16 protein-coding genes and 2 pseudogenes are annotated in these 19,005 nt (G+C 68.9%); 11 read left to right on the top strand and 7 right to left on the bottom strand.

The features are described 5' to 3' along the window. Positions 1-146 (bottom strand): annotated as a pseudogene (locus tag ACGFWI_RS37925) (mini-circle protein); the annotation flags it as partial. Between the two features lie 535 nt (positions 147-681). Then, a complete protein-coding gene (locus ACGFWI_RS37930; protein WP_393910629.1) occupies positions 682-1,152 on the bottom strand; it encodes a pyridoxamine 5'-phosphate oxidase family protein in 471 nt (156 codons plus the stop codon). Between the two features lie 906 nt (positions 1,153-2,058). On the opposite strand from ACGFWI_RS37930, the gene ACGFWI_RS37935 reads away from it, so the two are divergent. From ACGFWI_RS37935 to ACGFWI_RS37955, 5 genes and pseudogenes are all read left to right on the top strand, one after another. Next, on the top strand, positions 2,059-2,565 hold the full coding sequence (locus tag ACGFWI_RS37935; RefSeq protein ID WP_393910630.1) for a hypothetical protein: 507 nt from the start codon (positions 2,059-2,061) through the stop codon (positions 2,563-2,565). A 179-nt stretch (positions 2,566-2,744) separates the two neighbouring features. Continuing rightward, entirely contained in the window at positions 2,745-3,455 is a 711-nt protein-coding gene (locus tag ACGFWI_RS37940) for a haloacid dehalogenase type II (RefSeq protein WP_393910631.1), read from the top strand. 173 nt (positions 3,456-3,628) lie between these two features. Then, complete coding sequence (locus ACGFWI_RS37945; protein ID WP_393910632.1) at positions 3,629-4,315, top strand: class I SAM-dependent methyltransferase; 687 nt, start codon at positions 3,629-3,631, stop codon at positions 4,313-4,315. A gap of 391 nt (positions 4,316-4,706) precedes the next feature. After that, a pseudogene (locus ACGFWI_RS37950) lies at positions 4,707-4,829 on the top strand (AAA family ATPase); the annotation flags it as partial. A 92-nt stretch (positions 4,830-4,921) separates the two neighbouring features. Beyond that, entirely contained in the window at positions 4,922-5,419 is a 498-nt protein-coding gene (locus ACGFWI_RS37955) for a GNAT family N-acetyltransferase (protein WP_393910633.1), read from the top strand. A gap of 429 nt (positions 5,420-5,848) precedes the next feature. Here ACGFWI_RS37955 and ACGFWI_RS37960 read toward each other — a convergent pair whose 3' ends face one another. Then, positions 5,849-6,394, bottom strand: a complete 546-nt coding sequence (locus ACGFWI_RS37960) for a GNAT family N-acetyltransferase (protein ID WP_393910634.1) — start codon at positions 6,392-6,394, stop codon at positions 5,849-5,851. Positions 6,395-6,944: 550 nt separating this feature from the next. Here ACGFWI_RS37960 and ACGFWI_RS37965 point away from each other — a divergent pair. Together ACGFWI_RS37965 and ACGFWI_RS37970 are read left to right on the top strand one after the other, a co-directional pair. Continuing rightward, positions 6,945-7,349 carry a hypothetical protein gene (locus ACGFWI_RS37965; RefSeq protein WP_393910635.1) on the top strand — a complete coding sequence of 135 codons (405 nt, stop codon included), beginning with the start codon at positions 6,945-6,947 and terminating at the stop codon, positions 7,347-7,349. A 912-nt stretch (positions 7,350-8,261) separates the two neighbouring features. Next, a complete protein-coding gene (locus tag ACGFWI_RS37970; protein ID WP_393910636.1) occupies positions 8,262-8,993 on the top strand; it encodes a Clp protease N-terminal domain-containing protein in 732 nt (243 codons plus the stop codon). A 990-nt stretch (positions 8,994-9,983) separates the two neighbouring features. Here the strand turns inward: ACGFWI_RS37970 and ACGFWI_RS37975 are convergent. Continuing rightward, the gene (locus ACGFWI_RS37975) at positions 9,984-10,202 is read right to left on the bottom strand and encodes an EF-hand domain-containing protein (RefSeq protein ID WP_393910637.1); all 219 of its coding nucleotides are present in this window, start codon (positions 10,200-10,202) and stop codon (positions 9,984-9,986) included. Positions 10,203-11,381: 1,179 nt separating this feature from the next. Here ACGFWI_RS37975 and ACGFWI_RS37980 point away from each other — a divergent pair. Further along, entirely contained in the window at positions 11,382-11,573 is a 192-nt protein-coding gene (locus ACGFWI_RS37980) for a hypothetical protein (protein WP_393910638.1), read from the top strand. A 439-nt stretch (positions 11,574-12,012) separates the two neighbouring features. Here ACGFWI_RS37980 and ACGFWI_RS37985 read toward each other — a convergent pair whose 3' ends face one another. Further along, positions 12,013-12,804, bottom strand: coding sequence for an alpha/beta fold hydrolase (locus ACGFWI_RS37985; RefSeq protein ID WP_393910639.1), 792 nt, complete (start codon positions 12,802-12,804; stop codon positions 12,013-12,015). Positions 12,805-12,969: 165 nt separating this feature from the next. On the opposite strand from ACGFWI_RS37985, the gene ACGFWI_RS37990 reads away from it, so the two are divergent. Continuing rightward, the gene (locus ACGFWI_RS37990) at positions 12,970-13,821 is read left to right on the top strand and encodes a helix-turn-helix domain-containing protein (protein WP_393910640.1); all 852 of its coding nucleotides are present in this window, start codon (positions 12,970-12,972) and stop codon (positions 13,819-13,821) included. Positions 13,822-14,423: 602 nt separating this feature from the next. Here ACGFWI_RS37990 and ACGFWI_RS37995 read toward each other — a convergent pair. Next, positions 14,424-14,639 (bottom strand): hypothetical protein, encoded by a 216-nt coding sequence (locus tag ACGFWI_RS37995; RefSeq protein ID WP_393910641.1) that lies wholly within the window; start codon positions 14,637-14,639, stop codon positions 14,424-14,426. Between the two features lie 265 nt (positions 14,640-14,904). Between ACGFWI_RS37995 and ACGFWI_RS38000 the strand changes: the two genes are divergently transcribed. Beyond that, positions 14,905-15,666 carry a GNAT family N-acetyltransferase gene (locus ACGFWI_RS38000; RefSeq protein WP_393910642.1) on the top strand — a complete coding sequence of 254 codons (762 nt, stop codon included), beginning with the start codon at positions 14,905-14,907 and terminating at the stop codon, positions 15,664-15,666. A 17-nt stretch (positions 15,667-15,683) separates the two neighbouring features. Here ACGFWI_RS38000 and ACGFWI_RS38005 read toward each other — a convergent pair whose 3' ends face one another. Beyond that, positions 15,684-18,206, bottom strand: a complete 2,523-nt coding sequence (locus ACGFWI_RS38005; RefSeq protein ID WP_393910643.1) for a Helicase associated domain protein — start codon at positions 18,204-18,206, stop codon at positions 15,684-15,686. Between the two features lie 261 nt (positions 18,207-18,467). Here ACGFWI_RS38005 and ACGFWI_RS38010 point away from each other — a divergent pair, with 261 nt between their 5' ends. After that, the gene (locus ACGFWI_RS38010) at positions 18,468-18,734 is read left to right on the top strand and encodes a hypothetical protein (RefSeq protein ID WP_393910644.1); all 267 of its coding nucleotides are present in this window, start codon (positions 18,468-18,470) and stop codon (positions 18,732-18,734) included. The last annotated feature ends 271 nt before the right edge of the window (positions 18,735-19,005 follow it).

A 19,005-nucleotide genomic window follows, 5' to 3' on the forward strand; every position in this document is an offset into this window, starting at 1 on the left:
GGTGAGCCCGGCAGGAGCGCCTTGCGGGCGTTCTCCGCGGAGACGCCGGCGCACTTGGCGCGGGCGGTGTCACGTGTGTAGTCGAGAAACGTGGTGAGCTGGGTGCGCTCGTCCCACGCCGGCGGCGTGTCGTCGATTCTGGTCATCGCGCGAAGCCTCCCCGATCACCGCGACCGATGTCGAGGTATTTATCGACGCGCCCAACCTGCTCCTCCTAGCTCTCCTTGTCCGGCGGGTCGCTACAGCGATTCAGCGTCGGTGGGCCGCCCGGCATGATCTGCCGGACAGGCCCTAATGCTCGACGACATGTGGCTCGGTCAGCGGTGAGCGGCCAGGGCCAGGGGCCTTGGTGAGGCGCGACGGCAGATGGCACGCTCATGCGGTGACAGGTGTGGTCACGGCATCGGAGCCCATGGTTCGTACACAGGTGCAGGGCGGCAGCGGGATCATGGGGGACGACGTCCCCGAATCCGTCGGCCCGCGGCGGGCCGCCCGGCGAGACAGGTCGCCGACGAGCTCGATCCGCCTGCCCGGACAGTGCCCTACAAGAGCCTGGCACATGCTGGCCTGGTCACGCTGACGTGAGTCACCTGGCAAGGAGACCGTGAGCGCGGTTCGCTATGAGGATGCCGTGCTGGTCGCGGTCGTCAATGCGTGGCTGTGACCAGTGTGAGACACGGCTTAGACCAGCCACTTCCCGTCGCGCATCAGGGTCCTTGCGGCCATCTCGGGAACTGTTCCCCATGCTTGCAGCACCTGCGGGGTGACCTGGAAGAAGACGTACGACGGGTGGTCCTCGCGAGGGTCCCAGCCATCCTTGGCGGCGAAGGCGTCGCCCACCTCTGCCGGAAGCTCCTCGCGGGTCACCATGCGCGCGGTGCCGTGGACCAGGACCACGTCCCGGGTATGGCCGAAGCAGAGCCGGGCTCGCCCTGAGGCACACAGGTTGCGCCCGGTCGGGTTGGTATCGCGAGTGGACAGCCACACCACATCGCCATCCCACCAGAAGGCAAGCGGAACGAGGCACGGTTCACCGGAGGCGTCGGCCGTGGCGACCCAGACGTCGTTGTCCCGCACGAGCCGTTCCAGCGCCTCGTGCTTGCGCTGCTCCGGGCTGCGGGGCCCGCAGGGATGAGAGTCAACTGTCGTCATGTGGGGAGGCTATGGCGTGCAGCGCTCAGTCGCATCCGGCGGCGGAACTAGGCCGCAAGGCGGAGGACCGTCCAAGCGAAGGGCTGCCCGACAGTCGACGTGGACACGCTGCGCACTGGCCCTTGTGGTGTCCGGGCTGTTCGCGGCTGGTCAGCACGGTTCCGCGGAAGGGCGTTACAGCGCAGTCGCCGGGAATGTGCCGGTGGCGGTCGGCGGGGGTGGGCAGGGCGCCCACGGCCCTTGCGAACACTGGCAGTTGGCACATTGCGCCGTGCACCTCAAATCTCACTCGGATCACTGCACGCTCGCCCTGCGTTGCGTACGCTCGAACTACCGAACGCTACGAACGGAGGACCGATGAAAATCACACTCAGCCGTCTGGCCTCCCGCACCGCATCATTCCTGCTGCGCGGACGTCGGCCCCGGTACGACCACGCTGAATCCCACCGAGCCGCCCGGCCCGACCAATACGCAGGCGTCATCAACCACTACCGACCCAATACCCCTAAGGCAGGCGGGCCCCTGTGATCACACGCCCGCAGTAGTGTTCAGGGCGCCACCCGCATCTGTGAGCCTGCCGCAGCTGCGCTGTCGACATACCGTGAAGCTGGGCCGTCCCTGCCGCCCCGACGCCTGCGTCAGCGGATCGGCGCGGCGCCGGCGCCGGTGGCGCATCCCCGCGGGCGGGCCGGCACCGAGTCCAGGGTCACGCTGGGAACTTCTCCCGGCGCAGCAAGACCTCGTTCACGGCGGGGAGCTATCTGTCAGGGCAGGAGCGCCCGCAGCTGTTTCGGGAGACTTGTGAAAGAGAGTCTTGTCCTGACAGGGGCGTTTGAGAAGTGGGCGGTTGGCCGGCACTTGGGACTTCGTCGTGCTGACCTGGGGCGGCCCTGACAAGATGACTCCATGTTCGATTTCGGCATCGACGGATACCAGCCGGTGTGGTTGCACGGCCGTGGAGAGGTTGTGCGGGAGCACGGGCACCGCCTGCGTGGTCTTGCCGGCCGCACTCTGACAAGAGTCTGGTTGCTCTGGGACTTGAAGGATGACGAGTGGTTCTGTGACTGTCCCGTGCTGTTCGACTTCGATGGCGAGCAGGTCGAGGTCAACCATCACAAGTTCGACGATCTCTCCCTTACCTGGAACACGATCGACATAGCTCGTCCGGTCCGGTGGGCAGGCTTCGACCTGCAATGGCGCCCTGAGCCTCTTCCCGAGTTGGGTGCTCTGCGGGGCATGTCCCTCAAGGGGGTCGAACTGCTTGAGTGGACCGGCCGGGATGTGGCTCAAGGGAACGTTGACGTGAGCTTCGTCTTCGAGGCGAACCGGGCAACCGTCTTCAATGCCCTCGATGAGAACGGGCTGAGCTTCGGTCCTCCCGGTCCGCGTCAGCGGGCCCACGCACTCGACTGACGCACCCGGAGTTCAGGCATACCGCCGGTTCGGGATGGTTTCACGTGTGAGCCTGCGGCTGATGAGATCGATCACCGCCAGGTTGGTCTTGGCTTCGGCGCGGTGGGGTGGGGGACTCGTCGTCACGGACGAAACCAAGTCACCGACACAAACGATGAGTTGAGGGCCGGGGATGTCGTATGGACGTTGATGCCGCCGTGTTCGATGTTTTCGGGACGATGACCGACTGGCGCTCCAGCGTGGCCGACGAGCTGGCCGATGTCGGCAGCCGAGCCGGACTGAATGCTGACTGGCCCACTGTCACCGACGCCTGGCGACGCCGCTACCGCCCGGTGCTGGAGCGCGTCCTGGGCGGAGAGCTGCCCTGGCGGCCGCTGGACGATCTGCACCGGCTCATGCTCGATGACGTCCTGGCCGAGCATGGGCTCGACGACCTCGGCGAGGCCGGACGGGACACGCTCGTGCAGGCCTGGCACCGTCTGCGCCCCTGGCCCGACGCCGCAGCCGGTCTGGAGCTGCTCCACAACACCCGTGTGATCACCGCGACGCTGTCCAACGGAGGTATCGGCCTGCTCGCACGCCTCACCAAACAGGCCGGGCTCCGGTTCGACTGCATCCTGTCGGCCGAGCTGGCCAAGTCCTACAAGCCCGACCCCCATGTCTACCTCACGGCCGCCGAGCTGCTCGAGGTGGAGCCGCGGCGGCTCCTCATGGTGGCCTGCCACCCCGACGACCTCGAAGCCGCCGCCCAGGCAGGGCTCCGCACCGCCTACATCCCACGCCCGCTGGAGTGGGGGCCGGACGCCGGGCGGGTCGATCCACCCGCCGAGGTCGACCTCGTCGCCGACGATGTGATCGGCCTGGCCCGCGCGCTGGGAGCGATGGGTTGATCAAGGCCGGCCACTGGACGTCCCTAGGAAGCGGACAACCGGCGCGGCCCCGGCCCAGCGGTCGTCGTCGAACTGGGTCACTCTGTTGCAGCCGTAGCTCTCGGGGTGGAGTGCGTGCCGGCGGGTTCGGCAGGTCCTCTGCGCTCGGTGGGCCGCGCCATGTAGGGAGAGGTATGACGCAGATAGCCGATCCTCAGTCCTTCGACCGGTTCGCCCTCGACTACGACCGCTTCGTGAGCCTGCTCCCGGGGCAGAACGCCGCCTGGCTGCTCGGCCTGGGCCTGAAGGGCAAGCGTGCTCTGGATGCCGGCTGCGGCTCCGGGCATGCGGTCGAGGTCTTGGCTGACTGCTTCGAGGAGGTCGTCGGTTTGGACCTGAGCGGCCCCATGATCGAGATCGCCGAGGCCAAGAGGGCACGGCCCAACGTGCGCTACGTAATGAAGGACCTGTTCGACCTGGAAGACGAAGACGGCTTCGACCTGGTGTACAGCCACACGATGCTGCACCACCTGAAGGACTACCGCGCGGGATTGGAGCGCATGAAGGGCCTCGTGCGGCCTGGCGGCACCGTCGCACTGATCGACAACGTGTGTGATCTGTACCCGACGCCGCCGCGTAAGGCGTACACCTGGCCCGCGCTGTGGAGCTTCCCCAGCGAGATCCGCCGCGTCGGTCTTCGCGACGCGTGGTTCCAGCTGCGTTTCTGGCACAGCCGACCGTGGCTGGCGCACTTGCTCAGCGACCGCTACCTGTCGCGCGAGCAGTTCCGCGACCTCTACGGAAGCGTCTTCCCTGGGGCCCGGTTCGATGACCTCGGCTTCGCTTTGGCCATGGCCTGGACGGCACCACCGAGCGGGTGAGGTCCAGCGACCAGGCTGTCGGCCGTCTCTGGGGCGGCGCCCTCCAGGCGGCCAGCCGCCCGTCAGGGCGCCTGGCTGTCGAGGCAGCGGATAGCGGCAGAGGTCAGCAGGCCTTGGCGGGCCCCCTCGTGCCGCTGCTTGCGCGGCGTCCAGATCCGCCCGCAGGATGTCGTCGATCATCGGCTTGAATGGGTCCAGCTCGCTCGCCCGCGGCGGCAGCCTCTTGCGTGGCTCCGGCCAAGACGAGTCCAGCGCCTTCCGCGCCGTTCCAGCGTCAGTGACGCGGCCCGTGAGCGTTGGTTGCTCACGAATGCTCCGAGCCGGAGCTGATGCTCCTTCTGGTCCTCGCCGCCGGCCCGGTCCACCGCGATCGTCAAGATCTTCACCGACCCGCCTCCGCGCGGCCGTCGTCGATCGCCTCACCTTCAACGGCACCCTCATCGAAACCGGTACCGACTCCTACCGCCTCGCCGGCACCCGGGCACGGGCAGAGGAACCCGCCAAGACCGGCTGACCTGACTGAGCCCTCTTGGCGGGGCCCGCCGACTCGAGCGTTCCGTCTGAATTCCGAGGTGGTCTGGAAGGCGTTGCGGATAGGGTGATCGGATGTTCGAAGTTCGTCGCGCCGGCCCGCACGACGGGGACGTCCTCGGTGAGATCCATGCCGCAGCCTGGGAGGCGGCTTATGCCCCCTTCTTCGCTCCGGCGTTCGCTGCACGTGCGGTCCAGAGCAGGCGGACGCGATGGCACGAAAGGGCCGCGCAGGGAGCAGCGACGATCCTGCTGGCCGAACTCGATAGCCGCCCTCTGGCACTGTCCGCCTTCAGCCCGTCCTCGACCCGGCCGGGTCGTGCCGAGATCCACACCTTCTACAGCCACCCTGACAGCTGGGGCAGCGGCGTCGCCGCCGTATTGATGGCCGAGACGCTGCGCCGCGTGCGCAACGACGGGTTCGCCCAGGTACACCTGTGGACACTGCGCGACACCCCACAATCCCGTCGCTTCTACAGCAAGTGCGGCTTCACCGAGTGCGGCACCGCACGCACCTTCGACTTTGGCGATGGAAACCCCCTTGACCAGGTCGAATATGAGCGAGCGTGTTGATACCCACAGAGGGACTTTCACTGTCTCCCCGCCGCTGAAGTGCTCAGTCACAGCTGACCTCTGCCGCCGGCAGCCCCGGCGCGGCTGGCTGCATCGCGTCCACGGCCACGCCGGCGCCGTCATTTCTCGCCAACGTCTCTGAGCAGATGGACCACCAACTGCCGCCGAAACCCAGCGACAAACGCTGTTGTCCTTTGACAACGAAGTTGGTCCGCCGCGGTGCCCTGACGTGGGGCGACTGGGTTGGATGTCAAACGATCAGTCTCGGCCGTTGCTGACCTGTGACAGCCAAGTCGGGAGGGTTGTCACCGAAGTTGGGAGCAGAGCCGGTTTGTGGCAGCAAGGTTGGTAAGCACTGGCGCAAGCGGCGCGCCGAGGCCGACGATCGGTCGGTGAGTTTGTGGATCCGTCGCGCTGTCGGGCACGAGATCAGGCGGACGGCGTGACCGGAGACCACACGCCGAACCATTGCTCGGCGCCGTAGTCCTCGTACCGCTCCACCTGGGTGAAGCCCAGCTTCGCCGCGAGGCGCATCGAGCGGTCGTTGGCGGTCTGGGTGCGGAGCACCACCGGCTCGCCGGGATTCGCGTCGGCGAACCAGTCGAGTGCCGCTGCGCACGCCTCGGCGGCGTACCCGCGTCCCCATGCCTGCGGCAGGAACAGGTAACCGAGCTCGGTCTCCCCGACGTCCGGACGTATGTAACCCGGACGGTCGGCGTGCGGATCGAGCGTGACCCTGCCGATCATCGCTCCGTCGAGATCGATTACGAAAACGCCAGGGCGCCGCTCGGGCACCTCAGGCATCGCGCGCTCGAGTTCATCGAGCGGTTGAGGGCCACCGAGGTAGGTACCTACCTCCGAGGAGGTGAAGAGCTCGATGAACGCCGCACGGTCCCGGGCTTCGGACTGGCGCAACACGAGCCGCTCGGTCTTGATCGGGGCAGACGGCCAGGCGACGGACCCTAGTTCAGTCATGGCGGGCAACCTATCAATGCCCGCTGGGCAGGAGCCTCAGACGACCGGCGACAGGGTCCTCATCGTCGAGGCCCTCGAAATGCCGGAGCCGCCGGGGCAGCACTTTCTTCGGCGTTCAGGGCGTCACCGAGCAGTGGGTGCAGTACATCGCTGCCGAAGGCTTGCAGGAGGTCTGCTTCAAAGACGGTGACCGCCGCGCCGACGGGCGCTTGGTGGAGTTCACCGGCATCGTCTTCGTCGAACTCGGCTGCTGGGCCGTCCAGTTACGTGAGGGTCTGGGTCCGTCATGGTCCGGATGCTCATACGCGTCGCCGTGGGGCGGGCGATACGCGTACTCACCCAACGACGCTGCATCTGAGCCTGGGGCGCGAAGCACCTTGAGGGCCAGGACCGGGCGGGCGGCAGCCGGTGGGACCTTTGCTGCATCTCATGGCTCACCCGGAACGTGGAAGTCCGATTTTTCAGGGCACATCCGCCTTGTTGGCTTGATTTCGTCTGGGTAGTCTGACCGATGATCAACTCGGCTACCTGCAGGAAAAGGATGCTTTCCATGCGCAAGCACACTCGGGCCGGCGTCATATTCGCCGCCTCCCTCCTCTCCGTCGCGGGTTTGGCGGCTCCGGCTTCGGCCGACGGGCCGGCCGGTGCGGCCCGCAATGCGGGGCCTTCCTGCACCTCGCTGTCCAACGGCTCGTTCTGTGTGGGCATCATCGACGGCGGTCACACCGTGAATCTCGTGTTCGGGAAGACCGGCGGCTCCGCGGTGACCGTGAAGTTCGGTTACCGGAAGGGCAATGCGAAGCACTTCAGCAACGCGTTCACGGTCAAGAAGGGGGACACGAAGACGTACAAGTTCAAGAACCAGAGTCTGGGCTGCAGCACCATCTACGGTGTCCTGGCGGTCGAGGGTCAGGGTGACTTCGAGACGCCGGGTGTGCACAACACCGGCTGCTGACCGTCGTCCTCGCGCCCGGCGTCCACGGCGCCGGGCGGCGTGCGGCGAACGGTTCGGCAAACACGCAGTCTGGCCTGCGGCCGATGAAGTCGCCGGGCCGTGCTCATCGACCGGTCCCTCGGTGACGGGGCCCGTGGAAGGCTTCCGGATCGCCGATGACTTCTTCCGCAGGGTCTCGCTGCTGGTGCAGGGCGTAGTGGCGAGCTGCAATGGCATCAGGGTCGGTCACCTTGTTGCCGGGGACGGTACGGGAGGCGATCGTCGCCGTCGCCGTGTGGATTCCTCGGGGCGTAACTCGGCGTGCAAGGCGTGTGCCCGGTTGTGCAAGCCGGCCATGGCCAGAGCCGCATTGGCCTGGAGCGGTGCGGCGGCTGTGGAGGCGCGCCGGTAGTCATCGGTAGTCAGCAGTAGTGTCCCCTCGCCACGGGCGCGCATCTGTGGCAGTGCCTGTTCAAGGGCTGTCTCTGCGGCGAAGGATGCTGTTTGTGCCTGCGCCGCCGGCTGGATCTCTATGAAGCTCTGCTGACTGCTGACCGTGCTGAGGTCAAGTCCCTGGGCACGGTCGCCGCGGGCTGCAGGGTGCGCGGCGGTGACGTTCACGCCGGCGCCGTGGCCGCGGCAGGGCAGGTTCTGCACGCAACCTGTCCCGGCGGCGCCGTGTGCGACGCCGCCGGGCGCCGGATGGCCGTGTTGTCCGAGTAACTCGTCCTCGGTGACGTCGACTTGGACGGGCGGGCTGTGCGGGGGGCGTGTCTTTCTGTTGGTCTGGGGGTGGTGTGTACCGGTGTGGAGCCGCTGAAGTTGATCACCGTCGGTCCGTGGTGGGCGCCCTGGCCGTCTACTGCTGCTGAATCCCTCACTGACTGTCAACCGTGGGTTGACACTGCTCGGCTGTCAACCTAGGGTTGCCTCATGGTGGAACCGACTCAGATGAACAATCCCGTCCGTCTCGATGACCTCATCGAGGCGATCAAGAAGGTGCACGGCGGCGCCCTCGAACAGCTCCAGAGCGCTGTCGTCGCCGCTGACCATCTCGGTGAAGTGGCCGATCACCTCATCGGCCACTTTGTCGATCAGGCTCGCCGTTCCGGTGCTTCGTGGACGGAGATCGGCAGGTCCATGGGTGTGACGCGGCAGGCTGCCCAGAAGCGGTTCGTGACGAAGGACGAGCCGACGTCTGACATGAACCAGGATTTCGGCAGGTTCACCCCCCGGGCCAGGAGTGTCGTCGTCGCGTCCCAGAACAAGGCCCGTGAAGGGGGTCACACGCAGATCGGCACGGGGCATCTCGTGCTCGGGCTGCTCGATGACCCGGAAGGGCTGGCCGCACGGGTGCTCGTCGCCCAGGGCGTGGAGCTGGCGACGGTGGCGGAGGCTGTGGCCGGGGCGCTGCCGGAGCCCTCCGGTGGGGCCGCGCCCGACCTCGTGCCCTTCGATGCCCGTGCGAAGAAGGTCCTCGAGCTCACGTTCCGCGAGGCGCTGCGGCTGGGGCACAACTACGTCGGCACGGAGCACCTGTTGCTGGCGCTGCTGGAGCAGGAGAACGGCGAGGGCGTGCTCAGCGGGCTCGGCCTCGACAAGCCGAACACCGAGGAGCACGTGTCGGCCGCCTTGAGGGCGATCCGGGAGAAGCTCCAGGAGTAGCAGTGCGCACCGGCCCGCCGGTGTCCGGCGCGGCCCGCCCCTGTCCGGCGGGCGGGTCCTCGCAGCTGCGAGGCCACGGTGTACGCGCCGATGGCGCTGCCCGGTTGCCGCTGAGCACGCAGTTCTGTGCCTGCGCAGGCAGCGACGGTGCGGCACTCCTGGACGGCCTTGTCGATGCAGGCCCGTCCCTCGTCCAGGCCGCCTCGCTCCGGGCTGACGAGATCGGTGCAGGCCTTCGGTGGCAGTGAGGCAACGCCGCTCACTTGCGCCGGCCGGCTGTGGCGGTCCGGCTGGGGTACCCACTGCGCACCTGCATCGCGAAGTGGGCCACCAGGCACGGGATCGGGGTGCTGTCCTGGTCACGCACACGAGTGCGTGATGCTGCAGCCGTTCGGTGGCAGTGGGACGCTGAGGCACGAGTTGTGCTCCGGCTGGCCTTCACCGCCGTCGCTCCGTACGTCGACCGCACCGGCCTCGCTGAGCGGTGGCACGTGAGGAGGTCCGGCGCCGCGCCCTGGCCGGCTTCCGCAGCGGCGGGGCGCGGTGGGCGGAACGGCTCGCTGAGCGGCACCGGGACGTTCCGGCCGTCCTGCCGACAGTACGAGCCCCGGCCTCACGCGGCGGCCCGGGTGGCGTGTGAGGCGACACCGGACAGCCGTGCCTCCTCCCGCAGCCACATCGCCCGACGGTGCTCAGCCAACGTCGGCACGAGCTCCGTCATGCTGCCGGGTCGACGCATCCAGGGCTCCGATTCGGCATCAGAGCCGATGTAGCGCCGCCAGCCCATATCAGGCACGGCGGTCATCATGACGGTCCGTACGCTGCTCGTCCCGTGCACTTCCCGGTCGTTCTCCTGGCGCTTGCGGTCCTTCTCGGGCCAGAGCTCGTGCGGCGGGAATGTGGGTATGGCCTCGAGTCGTCCACGGTCCGCGCGATGACGGGAATGGGCTGCACCGCCTGTGGCACGTTCACGTGCCGGATGCGGTGGTGTCAGCCGTTCATGGCTGCCCAGAACTCCTCGAAGGACATCTGGCGGTCGCCGTTGGTGTCGAGCGAGTCGATCAGTTCCTGGGCCTGCGCTTGGGTGATCTGTGAGCCCTCCAACTCCGCCACGGCCTTGCGGTACTCGTCGGCGGTGACCAGGCCGTCCCCGTCCATGTCGTAGCGCTCGAAGACCTTCCGCGCCGCCGTCTCCATGATGTCTGCCATGTGCTCCGCCCTTGTACGTTCTTCGCTGACGGGCCCAGATTATCCGTCCGCCCGGAGCGACGCGGGCACTGCCCCACCCACCTGGCTGGCTGCTGCGGGCCGAGCTCCTTCCGAGGCCCATGACTCCACCCGACCGCGGACACGGGGCGGCGTGGCCGCCGCCACCGGCCTGTCGCGTCAGAACCCCGGTATGGCGGTCAATGTGGCTCGTGCATCAGGAGATACGGCTGCCCGCACCCGTCATCGCCCTTCGCCCGCTGCCGCGCTCCACCGACGACGACTCGATGACCTGCGACGCAACTTCCTCGGAGCAGTGACCGACTGTCCGCGGCACCAAGTGGCGCCCTGGGCGTGGTGCCGGGACTCCTTCCCCTTGGGGCGAGGAACGCAGGTCGGCATCGGCCCAGACCCGGTGCGTGAACTCCAGGCAGCCTCGTCCTGGCCACGCTCAGTCAGCAAAGAGATTCTTGGGTGGGCGCCGCAGTACACCCCGCCCTTCGGTGGGAAGTGACCGACGGACCCGGCCTGCAGCAGGCGCGTTGGGACGGGCGCGGTCAGTTGGCCATGGCGAGACGGCGATGAAGAAAACCACGGGGAGCAGCACGATGGGCCCTGCGGCCCAGGCCGTGGACGTAGCGGAACCCTGTCGCTTCCCTTCCTCGGGTGACGCGGGCCTGGAGCCCGTCTGGCGTCCTGATCTGCCTCACCGCAGTGGATCGTCTCGTCCGCCGTGAGGCGTTGCGCCCGGTGTACGAGGCGCGATCGTGGTGTGTATCGGTGCCCGCCTGCTCGGCGGTGCCGTTGGGGGGGAGCGTGTGCTGGTGCATCCGTGGTGTATCGGTGTTCGGTCCTGTTGTTGTCCGTTGACCGTACCTATGCCGATCTGTAGCGGTGCTGGCCGTCGACGGGTGCGAGTGTGAAGAAGGGGGGACGTGGACGGCGCTTGTCCAGGTGTGACGGTCGTCGCACGGCTTCGGTGGGCTGCCTGCATAGGGCAGCTCGACCGCAAAGGCTCCGGGATGGTCTCTTCGTGGGCGTACTACGGGTTCGTTGTCGCCGGCGGCTGGGACATGCGGCCACGCGCTGGAACTCAGCTCGCGCGTGGGTGGAGCGGTATCTGTCCAGGGCCTGGGTGACGGGTCGCTTCACTCTGTGGAGCGCCGCGTCGGGGGCCGCGGCATGACCGTGACGTACACGCCCGCCGCCACGGGAGCGAACTGGCTGTCTGTGGTCTGTGTCGAGGGCCGGCGGGGTGCCGAGCAGACCGGGGAGCGGCAGGCGCAGGTGCACGGGCGCGGTGGCAGGCCCTGGCGGAACACCGGTGGTGGCCTGCCGAGTTGCCGGATGCCGGTCCTGGCGTGCCCCGGCTGATCGCTGGGCTCACCTCGCCGGATGCCGCGCCGCAAAGCCACCGGACCGACGAGCTGCGGGCTCACGACATCGGTGCGGGTGACGACGGCGCCCTGTGGCTTGCAGGCCCGGGTCTTCCGGCGCATCCTGCCGCGCTGAACACCCTCGATCCCACCGGCCGGTGCGCCGTCGGCGACCGCGGGGGCCAGGCATCGACCCGCCTACCGCCATGGAACCCGCACGCTGTAGAACCTGCGTACCGCCATAGAACCCGCGTGGCGCGGTAGAAGGTCCGGTCCGCGGCCCGGACCCGGTGTGCTGGATGGGCTGGTCAAGCCAGTGATCGAGTCTGCGAGTTCTGCGGCACGGTCCGTGGCACTCACGTCCCGTGAGGTTGACCGGTGCTTCGCCGGTTGGGGCAGGCGGGCCAGCCGGCCTTGCGCGGCCGCCGGCGGGGCAGTCAGCTGCTGAGGCGGGCCGTGACGCTGCGCAGCGCCGCCGCGAGCGCCTCGGGCGCTTCCAGGGGCAGCAGGTGGCCGGCGCCGGCCACGGTGCTGAGCTGAGCGTGCGGGATGTGCGGCAGCAGGTGGTCTCGGAGTACCTGTGGCGGCTCCACCGCATCGTGCTCCCCGGCCACGACCGTCACCGGGACCTCGATCGCCTGCGCGGCGTCCGTGACGTCCGTCGCTATCCCCTGCAGCGGCCACTCCCGCTGGGCCCCGGGGTGGACGGCGAGGCTGTCGCGTACGACAGCGGCCCGCAGCGGCTCCGGGAGCGGTACGGCGGTCAGGACGTGGTCGAGCGCCTGCCGGACGGACTCCGGCGAGTCGTACGCGTGCGAGAGCTCCTCCCGGTAGTGCGGGGTCACCGCGGCGGGCGGCTCCGGCGGCGCGGGCGCAACCAGCACCAGGCCCGCGGGCCGGCGCGCTGCGGCGAGCTGGCTCACCTTTGCGCCCATCGAATGGCCGACCAGCACGAACGGCCCGGGGGCCAAGGCTTCGACCACGCATATGAGGTCGTCGGCGAGCTGGTCCAAGGTGTAGGGGCCGGGCAGTGCCTGTGAGGTGCCCCAGCCGCGCTGGTCGAAGCGGACCGCGGCCTGTCCGGCTGGAAGCCGTCCAACGACCCCGTCCCAGGTGGCGGCGGAACCGCCCCAGTAGTGGACGAACACCAGCGCCGGCCCGTTGCGCCCCTTCGAACGCACCTCGACCGTGCCGCCCGCCACACGAACAGTGCTTGTGCTTTCCGTCATTCCCGCCCCTTCGCAACGCCGGCGGCGAGCCGAGCGCTGCCGCCTTCGCCGCGAGTGCGCAATCTCTGCCCGCCTGATCAGCAGGTGACCTCGACGCTACAGTCGTTGCGCAGTCGCTCCCTGGTGGAAAGAGACACAGCTCTTGTGAAAAACGGACACTGCGCTGTGCGGCAACTGCACTACACGCCCGCCCTCGGGGCGGCATACGGTGTGGAGGTCCTCAGCTTCGCGCAGCTGCGGAAGATGGACGGCGCAGGCGCCCGTACCCGGCCGCAGCGACCGGACTTCCACGTGCTCGCCCTGGTCACCTCCGGGAGGGGCGCGCACGTAGCGGACTTCGAAACGTATCTCCTGCGCGAAGGGAGCGTGGTGTGGATCCGGCCGGGCATGGTGCACCGCTGGAGCGACGTCGACCGTGTTCAGGGCCCCCTGATCCTCTTCCGGCCCGGCTTCCCGCCCGACCTGGGCCCGACCCTCGCGTGGGACCTCTGCGCGCCCGTCTCCTGGCACCTGCCCCCACAGGCGCAACCGCTCGCCCGGCTGGCAGCCGACCACCTGCGACGCGAGCACGCAGTACGGGAACCGCGGCCGGCCTCTCCCGCGCTGCTCTCCCACCTGCTGGCAGCGCTGCTCCTGCGCGTGCTGCCGGCCGACACCCCCACCGCCGGCGGTGGGCGTGATCGGGATGTCTTCCACCGCTACCGGGCTGCGGTCGAGGAGCACTTCACCGAGTGGCACCAAGTCGCCGACTACGCCCGGGTGATGGGCTACGACCGGCGAACGCTGACCCGGGCTGCCCGCGCCGCCACTGGCGTGGGCGCCAAGGAATTCCTGGACCAGCGAATCCTGCTGGAGGCCAAGCGGCTCCTCGCCCACACCGACCTGCCGGTGAGCAGGTGCGCGCAGCGCCTGGGCTTCCTGGACGCCGCGAACTTCACCACCTTCTTCCAGCGTGGCACGGGATGGCCACCGAGCACGTGGCGCACCGCCGATGCCCGTGCCACCCGCCCCTCTTGACCCGCCGGACGCGGCCGCGTCGACCGCGACGAAGCAGCGCCGCAAACCGCTCGCCGAGAGTCTTCCCATGACTTCGGCGCGCGGGTTGACGCACATGGCCACCCTGGAATCAGCGAACTCGCGCGCTCTGCGCAGGCCGGGGCGGAAGAGCCCGGTCGCAGGCCGGGGACGAAGGAGCAGAGGCCGACACGCTGGAAGCGTCCGCACGGGCCGGGGCGAGCTGGTGAAGGTCACCGGAGCCGACTTGGTCTTCCGGCCGCAGCCGACCCTCTGCCTCCTGTGGGGACCCGGCGGGCGACCGAGGCCGCGCACGAGCGGGCCATCGCCGTGTGCCGGCGGCGCACGACATCGCCGGTGACGATGCAGCGAGTCCGCCCCGGTGCGCACCACTCCCGGCCGTGCGCACCACCGGTGCGCACCACGTGCGCGCGCGGCGGTGCGGCTACCGGTGCGCACCGTGGAAGGACGCTGCCGGCACCAGGTGCTCGTCCCGCATCGTCTCCATGGTGTCGGCGGTGTCCTCATCGCCGGGGGCCGGGATGACGTTCACGGTGAACCGGAAGATGCTGCGGACATGCGGCTGGCGCTCCGGCCGGCCCTGGCTATTCCGCCGGGCGAATCCAGGTCCGGGCGAGTTCCGCGACCCAGGTGGTCGCCGCGTCGGGAGCGGGCGGGGGTTCGCCGACGACGACGACTTCGGTGACGCCCGCCGCACCGAGACCTGGGAGGGTGTCGCTGTTGGCCTCGGCTGGCAGCAAGTCAGCCGCGTGGGTCTGGTCGTCGGTGAGGTTCACCTGAACCAGATGGGGCGGGCGCACGCAGGCGCGGTGAGGTCGATATGTAGCTCAGGCGGCTGCTCGTAGGCAGCCGGGGTGCCATCGGTTCGTGCCGGTGGGCGAGCTGCTGGTTCGGGTCGCGTGGGAGGGGGAGTGGGTTGTCGAACGGGTAGCGCACGGCGTGGACACGCGGGCTCCTTCGGTCGGGCTGATGTCAGTCGTCGGGTCCGGTGCTGACGTGAGGTAGGCGGCGGGCGGCTGGGGAATCTCGTTGGAGCCCGAGGATGAGGCGTGCTGGAATGCGCGGATGGACCACGTAGGTGTTTTGGAAGTGTTCGACGGGCAGATGCGCCGGGGAGCCGGACAGGTTGCCCCGGAGGGGGTCGTGCGGAAGGCGGAACCGGGGGTGCAGGGGTGGACCGGGGTGGTGTGGTCCGATCTGCACGAGGACAGTGCGGACCGGGCAATCGCCGTGCAGCTGGAGTGGCTTGCGTCGCCGGAGGGTACGGGCCGGGAGTTCGAGTGGAAGCTGTACTCGCACGACCGGCCCGCCGACCTCTCCGAGCGGCTCACCGCGGCTGGCTTCACCGCGGAGCCGCCCGAGACGCTCATGGTCACGGAGATCGCTGGGATGCCGAAGGACATCCCGCTGCCGGCGGGCGTCCGCTTCGAGGCGGTGACTGACGCCGCGGGCATCGACCTTCTCGCCGAGGTCAACGAGCAGGCCTTCGGCGCCTCCTCCTCCCACTTCCGCGAACGCTTGCTGGCCCAACTGGGCAGCGACGACCTCCACATGACCGTGGTGATGGCGGGCGACCAGCCGGTTTGCGGGGCCCGGTTGGAATTCCACCCAGGCACGCAGTTCGCGAGTCTGTGGGGCGGCGGCACCGTGAAGGAGTGGCGCGGCCGTGGCATCTACCGCGCGCTCGTCGCCCACCGGGCCCGTATCGCCGCCGACCGTGGCTGCCGCTACCTCCAGGTGGACGCCTCGGAGCAGAGCCGTCCGATTTTGGAGCGACTCGGCTTCACGGCCCTGAGCGTCACGACGCCGTACCTCATCCAGGGATGACGCAGGGGCAAGGAATTTTAGCTCCATCGCATGGCGATGGCGGAGAGTTGCTCCACCCGCTCCGGGGTGAGGGTGGCTGCTCGGGAGCGTTGGTTGCTGACCCAGGCCCCGAGTCGGAGGTCGTGTTCCTCCAGGTCTTTGCCGTCGCCCTGGTCCACTGCGATGGTCTCGATGTGCTTGCGGGGGACTCGCAGGTGTCCCTCTCGCTCGTAGTACTGCCGGGCGGCCGCGAGGTTGGCGGCCCACTTGTCGGCCTGGCTGGTCCGTGGCTTGGGTTTCTCCTCCTCGGTGGCGGGTTCGATGCCGAGGACCTGCTCGCACATCCACTGCTGCGCCCCGGTCAGCTTCTCCCAGCCAAGGCGCTGCGCCAGGATCCACCGTCCTAGATCCTCGGCTTGGCGCACGACGTCGCCGGGTTCGGCCGGCAGCTGACCGCTGGCCTCCAGATGCTGCCGGGTGAGGTGGAAGCAGCGTTGCCACGTCACCGGCCAGGCCGGGCACCAGGAGGCGTCGATCTCCTCCAGCTGCTCGCGCCGTTCCTCCGACAGGGCGCCAGCCCACGACTCCACCGGCAGCCCTTCGGCCTGGCGCTGTTCGAGCTCCAGGGCACGCCGGGCGGCGGCGCGGGCGTTCTTCAGCCAGATGCCCACCGCCGCGCCCTGGAACGTGGCGTCCAGCGGGGCCAGGAGGTGGCCGTGTTCGGCGGCCCATCCGCGTGCGGCGGTCAGGCCCTCTTCCCAGGCGACGTCGTAGTGCGACCACACCATGCCGAGCTTCTCCAACTGCGCCACGCGGTCTTCGTCCATGTCGCCGCGGGCATAGAAGCGGCGTGCGTCGGCGGTCCACTGCCCCAGCGGGAAGCCGGCGAGGGAGGCGGGCCAGCCCTCCGCCTCAGCGTCTCGTCCGGCCGGGACGCGGTAGGCGAATGGCACCCGCAGATCGCCGTGTTCGCGGGTGTAGACCACAGCGGCCTCCACGCCCCGCCGCCAGTGCTCGTGCTCCGGGTCCAGGACCCGCAGGTTGATGAATGCCGTCAGCTGGGCGGGGTCGCGCGGCGTGCTGAACTTCAGCAGTTCCCGTGCTGGCGCCGACATGCCGTCTCGGCCCTCGTTGCCTTCGCCGTCCTGGCCCCCTGAGCGGCTCTGAACACCCTTGGAGCGGCTTCGGGCTTGGGGTTCGGCCAATGCCTCCACGACCCTGGCGTCGTGCGCTCTGAGCGCCTCCAGCAGCTTCGCCAGCCCGCCGTACGCCTTCGAGGTGAGCATGTTGTCTGCCGTCTCCCCGGGGCCGAGCAGCACCGGCACGACCAGGCTGGCGACCTTGCCCTCGCCCGGCTGCATCCGCAGCGCCCGGCCCACCGCCTGGACCAGGTCCGGCATCGAGCCGCGCACATCCGCCCAGTACACGGAGTCGCAGTTGCGGGTGTCGACGCCTTCCCCGAGCACTTTCACGGACCCCAGGAAGGCCTTCTCCACCACCGTGCCGTCCATGGCGATCCCGCCGGCGAACTCCCCGAGCACGCGGCGGCGGTGGAGGGGCTTGTGCTCCCCGCACAGCCAGTCGGCCCACACCGTGCGCGGGTACAGCTCCGGGTCGGCGGCATGCAGCTGCGCGGCGACGTCCGGGAGGCCGGCCGCGAAAGCCTCGGCCTCCTTCACGACGTGGTGGAAGACGAGCGAGCGCCTGAACCCTTCCTCCGAAGACGCCTTCACCAGGGCGGTCTGGAGGGCGGCGAGCCGGGCCCCGCGCATTTCGTCCGACCGGCCCTCCGTGCCCAGCAGCAGTGCGGCCTGGAACTGGGTGTCCGTCACATCGACACACACGACCTGGTAGGGGGCGCAGATGCCCCGGTCGATCGCCTCGGACAGCGTGAGTGTGTAGCAGCGCGCACCGAACGGCCCGTTCGGATCGTCCTCCATCGACGCGACCAGCTCGCCCGGCGCCCCGCCCTGCTGCTCCTGGTCCTCGTCGAGCTGCCACAGCCGGGGCGTGGCCGTCATGTAGAGGCGGCGCAGGGACGGGATCCGGCTGTTGTCGTGGACGACCGCCCACGGTTTCCCGATCCGGCCCGAGGTCCGGTGTGCCTCGTCCACGACGACCAGGTCCCAGCCCGGAAGGCCGGCCTGGTGTGCGCGTTCCAGTGTGCCCAGCCCGAGGCTGGCGTACGTGGCGAACACGGTGACCTTGTCCAGGCCGCGTGTCCATTCCACCAGCTCGCCCGTGTCCGTGGTGTTGGGGAAGCCCGCCTCCTCGCCCCGCAGGGAGGAGACCCCGATCATCGGGCCCCTGCGGCCGCCCTCGCGCCATGCCGCCTCGGTCTGGGCGAGCAGGTCCAGGGAGGGCACGAGTACCAGCACATGGCCCGCGTGGAGCTCTTCCGCGCTGCGTACGGCAACGAGCGACTTGCCGGACCCGGTCGCCATGATCACCTGCGTCCGGAGACCCTTCGGAGGCACAAAAGATCTTGCAGGCAATTGGAGAGCACGGACGACCGCATCAACGGCTTCCCGCTGATGGGGCCAGAGGTTTTTCCTTGCCATGCTCGCTCTGCTTTCCTCTCGGATGACCGCTTGCCGCGTGACGCGCAAGACACAGAACGCAGAAGCCGAGTTGCCACTGCCTGCACTGTGGAGCCGACCGGTCTGTGTTTCTGCCCCGGAACGGATTCGGTGGGGCAGAACGAGCCGGCGCCCTCCAGACGGTGAAACCATCTGACTCCATAGTCTATCTACTAGGAACTTTGAAGCAACTACCTCCCGGAGGGACCATCAAAGACCAAAGACGCCAGTATGCTCACCGGCATGACCCGAGCAAAGAACCGGCTGCCGAAGCCCGACCCAGACAGTGGCATCGAAGACGTTCCCCTGCTCATTCTCGAGTGGCTCGGCGAACAAGGCATCAGCGCCCTCATCCGGTTCGACGCGGAACGCCCCCACAATCAGTGGACCTTCGCAGCATCAGGCGGAGCACTCTCCCACCCCATACGCAATGACTCGGCATCAGCCAACACCTGCCTCAACAACGGACTCGCCCTCATGCGCGCACAAGGCCTGAACATCCCCTTCTGAAACCAGCCCCGCCAACCCCGTAGCCCGCCGACCGCGCTAGCGGGCCGGCCTGGAGGCGAAGCCGCAAGGCCAAGGGGAGCGCAGCGACCCGTGCGCGCAGCGCACTCAGATCCCAAGCGAAGCGCGGGATCTGACGGCCCGAAAGGGCCGACCCCGGGCGAAGCCCGGGGCAACTGGGGTGCGCAGCACCCCAGACCGACCCGCGGAGCGGGTCGGAACCACCGAGCGGAGCGAGGTGGTTCCCTTGCACAGCGCGCAGCGCTGTGGGACC

Origin of the sequence: Streptomyces sp. NPDC048434, assembly GCF_043200375.1 — a bacterium.
Taxonomy (GTDB): Bacteria; Actinomycetota; Actinomycetes; order Streptomycetales; family Streptomycetaceae; genus Streptomyces.

What these genes read in the sequence shown, in the direction of transcription:
- ACGFWI_RS37930 (WP_393910629.1), bottom strand. Translation starts at nt 1,152, where the DNA reads ATGACGACAGTTGACTCTCATCCCTGCGGGCCCCGCAGCCCGGAGCAG.
- ACGFWI_RS37935 (WP_393910630.1), top strand. Translation starts at nt 2,059, where the DNA reads ATGTTCGATTTCGGCATCGACGGATACCAGCCGGTGTGGTTGCACGGC.
- ACGFWI_RS37940 (WP_393910631.1), top strand. Translation starts at nt 2,745, where the DNA reads ATGGACGTTGATGCCGCCGTGTTCGATGTTTTCGGGACGATGACCGAC.
- ACGFWI_RS37945 (WP_393910632.1), top strand. Translation starts at nt 3,629, where the DNA reads ATGACGCAGATAGCCGATCCTCAGTCCTTCGACCGGTTCGCCCTCGAC.
- ACGFWI_RS37955 (WP_393910633.1), top strand. Translation starts at nt 4,922, where the DNA reads ATGTTCGAAGTTCGTCGCGCCGGCCCGCACGACGGGGACGTCCTCGGT.
- ACGFWI_RS37960 (WP_393910634.1), bottom strand. Translation starts at nt 6,394, where the DNA reads ATGACTGAACTAGGGTCCGTCGCCTGGCCGTCTGCCCCGATCAAGACC.
- ACGFWI_RS37965 (WP_393910635.1), top strand. Translation starts at nt 6,945, where the DNA reads ATGCGCAAGCACACTCGGGCCGGCGTCATATTCGCCGCCTCCCTCCTC.
- ACGFWI_RS37970 (WP_393910636.1), top strand. Translation starts at nt 8,262, where the DNA reads ATGGTGGAACCGACTCAGATGAACAATCCCGTCCGTCTCGATGACCTC.
- ACGFWI_RS37975 (WP_393910637.1), bottom strand. Translation starts at nt 10,202, where the DNA reads ATGGCAGACATCATGGAGACGGCGGCGCGGAAGGTCTTCGAGCGCTAC.
- ACGFWI_RS37980 (WP_393910638.1), top strand. Translation starts at nt 11,382, where the DNA reads ATGACCGTGACGTACACGCCCGCCGCCACGGGAGCGAACTGGCTGTCT.
- ACGFWI_RS37985 (WP_393910639.1), bottom strand. Translation starts at nt 12,804, where the DNA reads ATGACGGAAAGCACAAGCACTGTTCGTGTGGCGGGCGGCACGGTCGAG.
- ACGFWI_RS38000 (WP_393910642.1), top strand. Translation starts at nt 14,905, where the DNA reads ATGGACCACGTAGGTGTTTTGGAAGTGTTCGACGGGCAGATGCGCCGG.
- ACGFWI_RS38005 (WP_393910643.1), bottom strand. Translation starts at nt 18,206, where the DNA reads ATGGCAAGGAAAAACCTCTGGCCCCATCAGCGGGAAGCCGTTGATGCG.
- ACGFWI_RS38010 (WP_393910644.1), top strand. Translation starts at nt 18,468, where the DNA reads ATGACCCGAGCAAAGAACCGGCTGCCGAAGCCCGACCCAGACAGTGGC.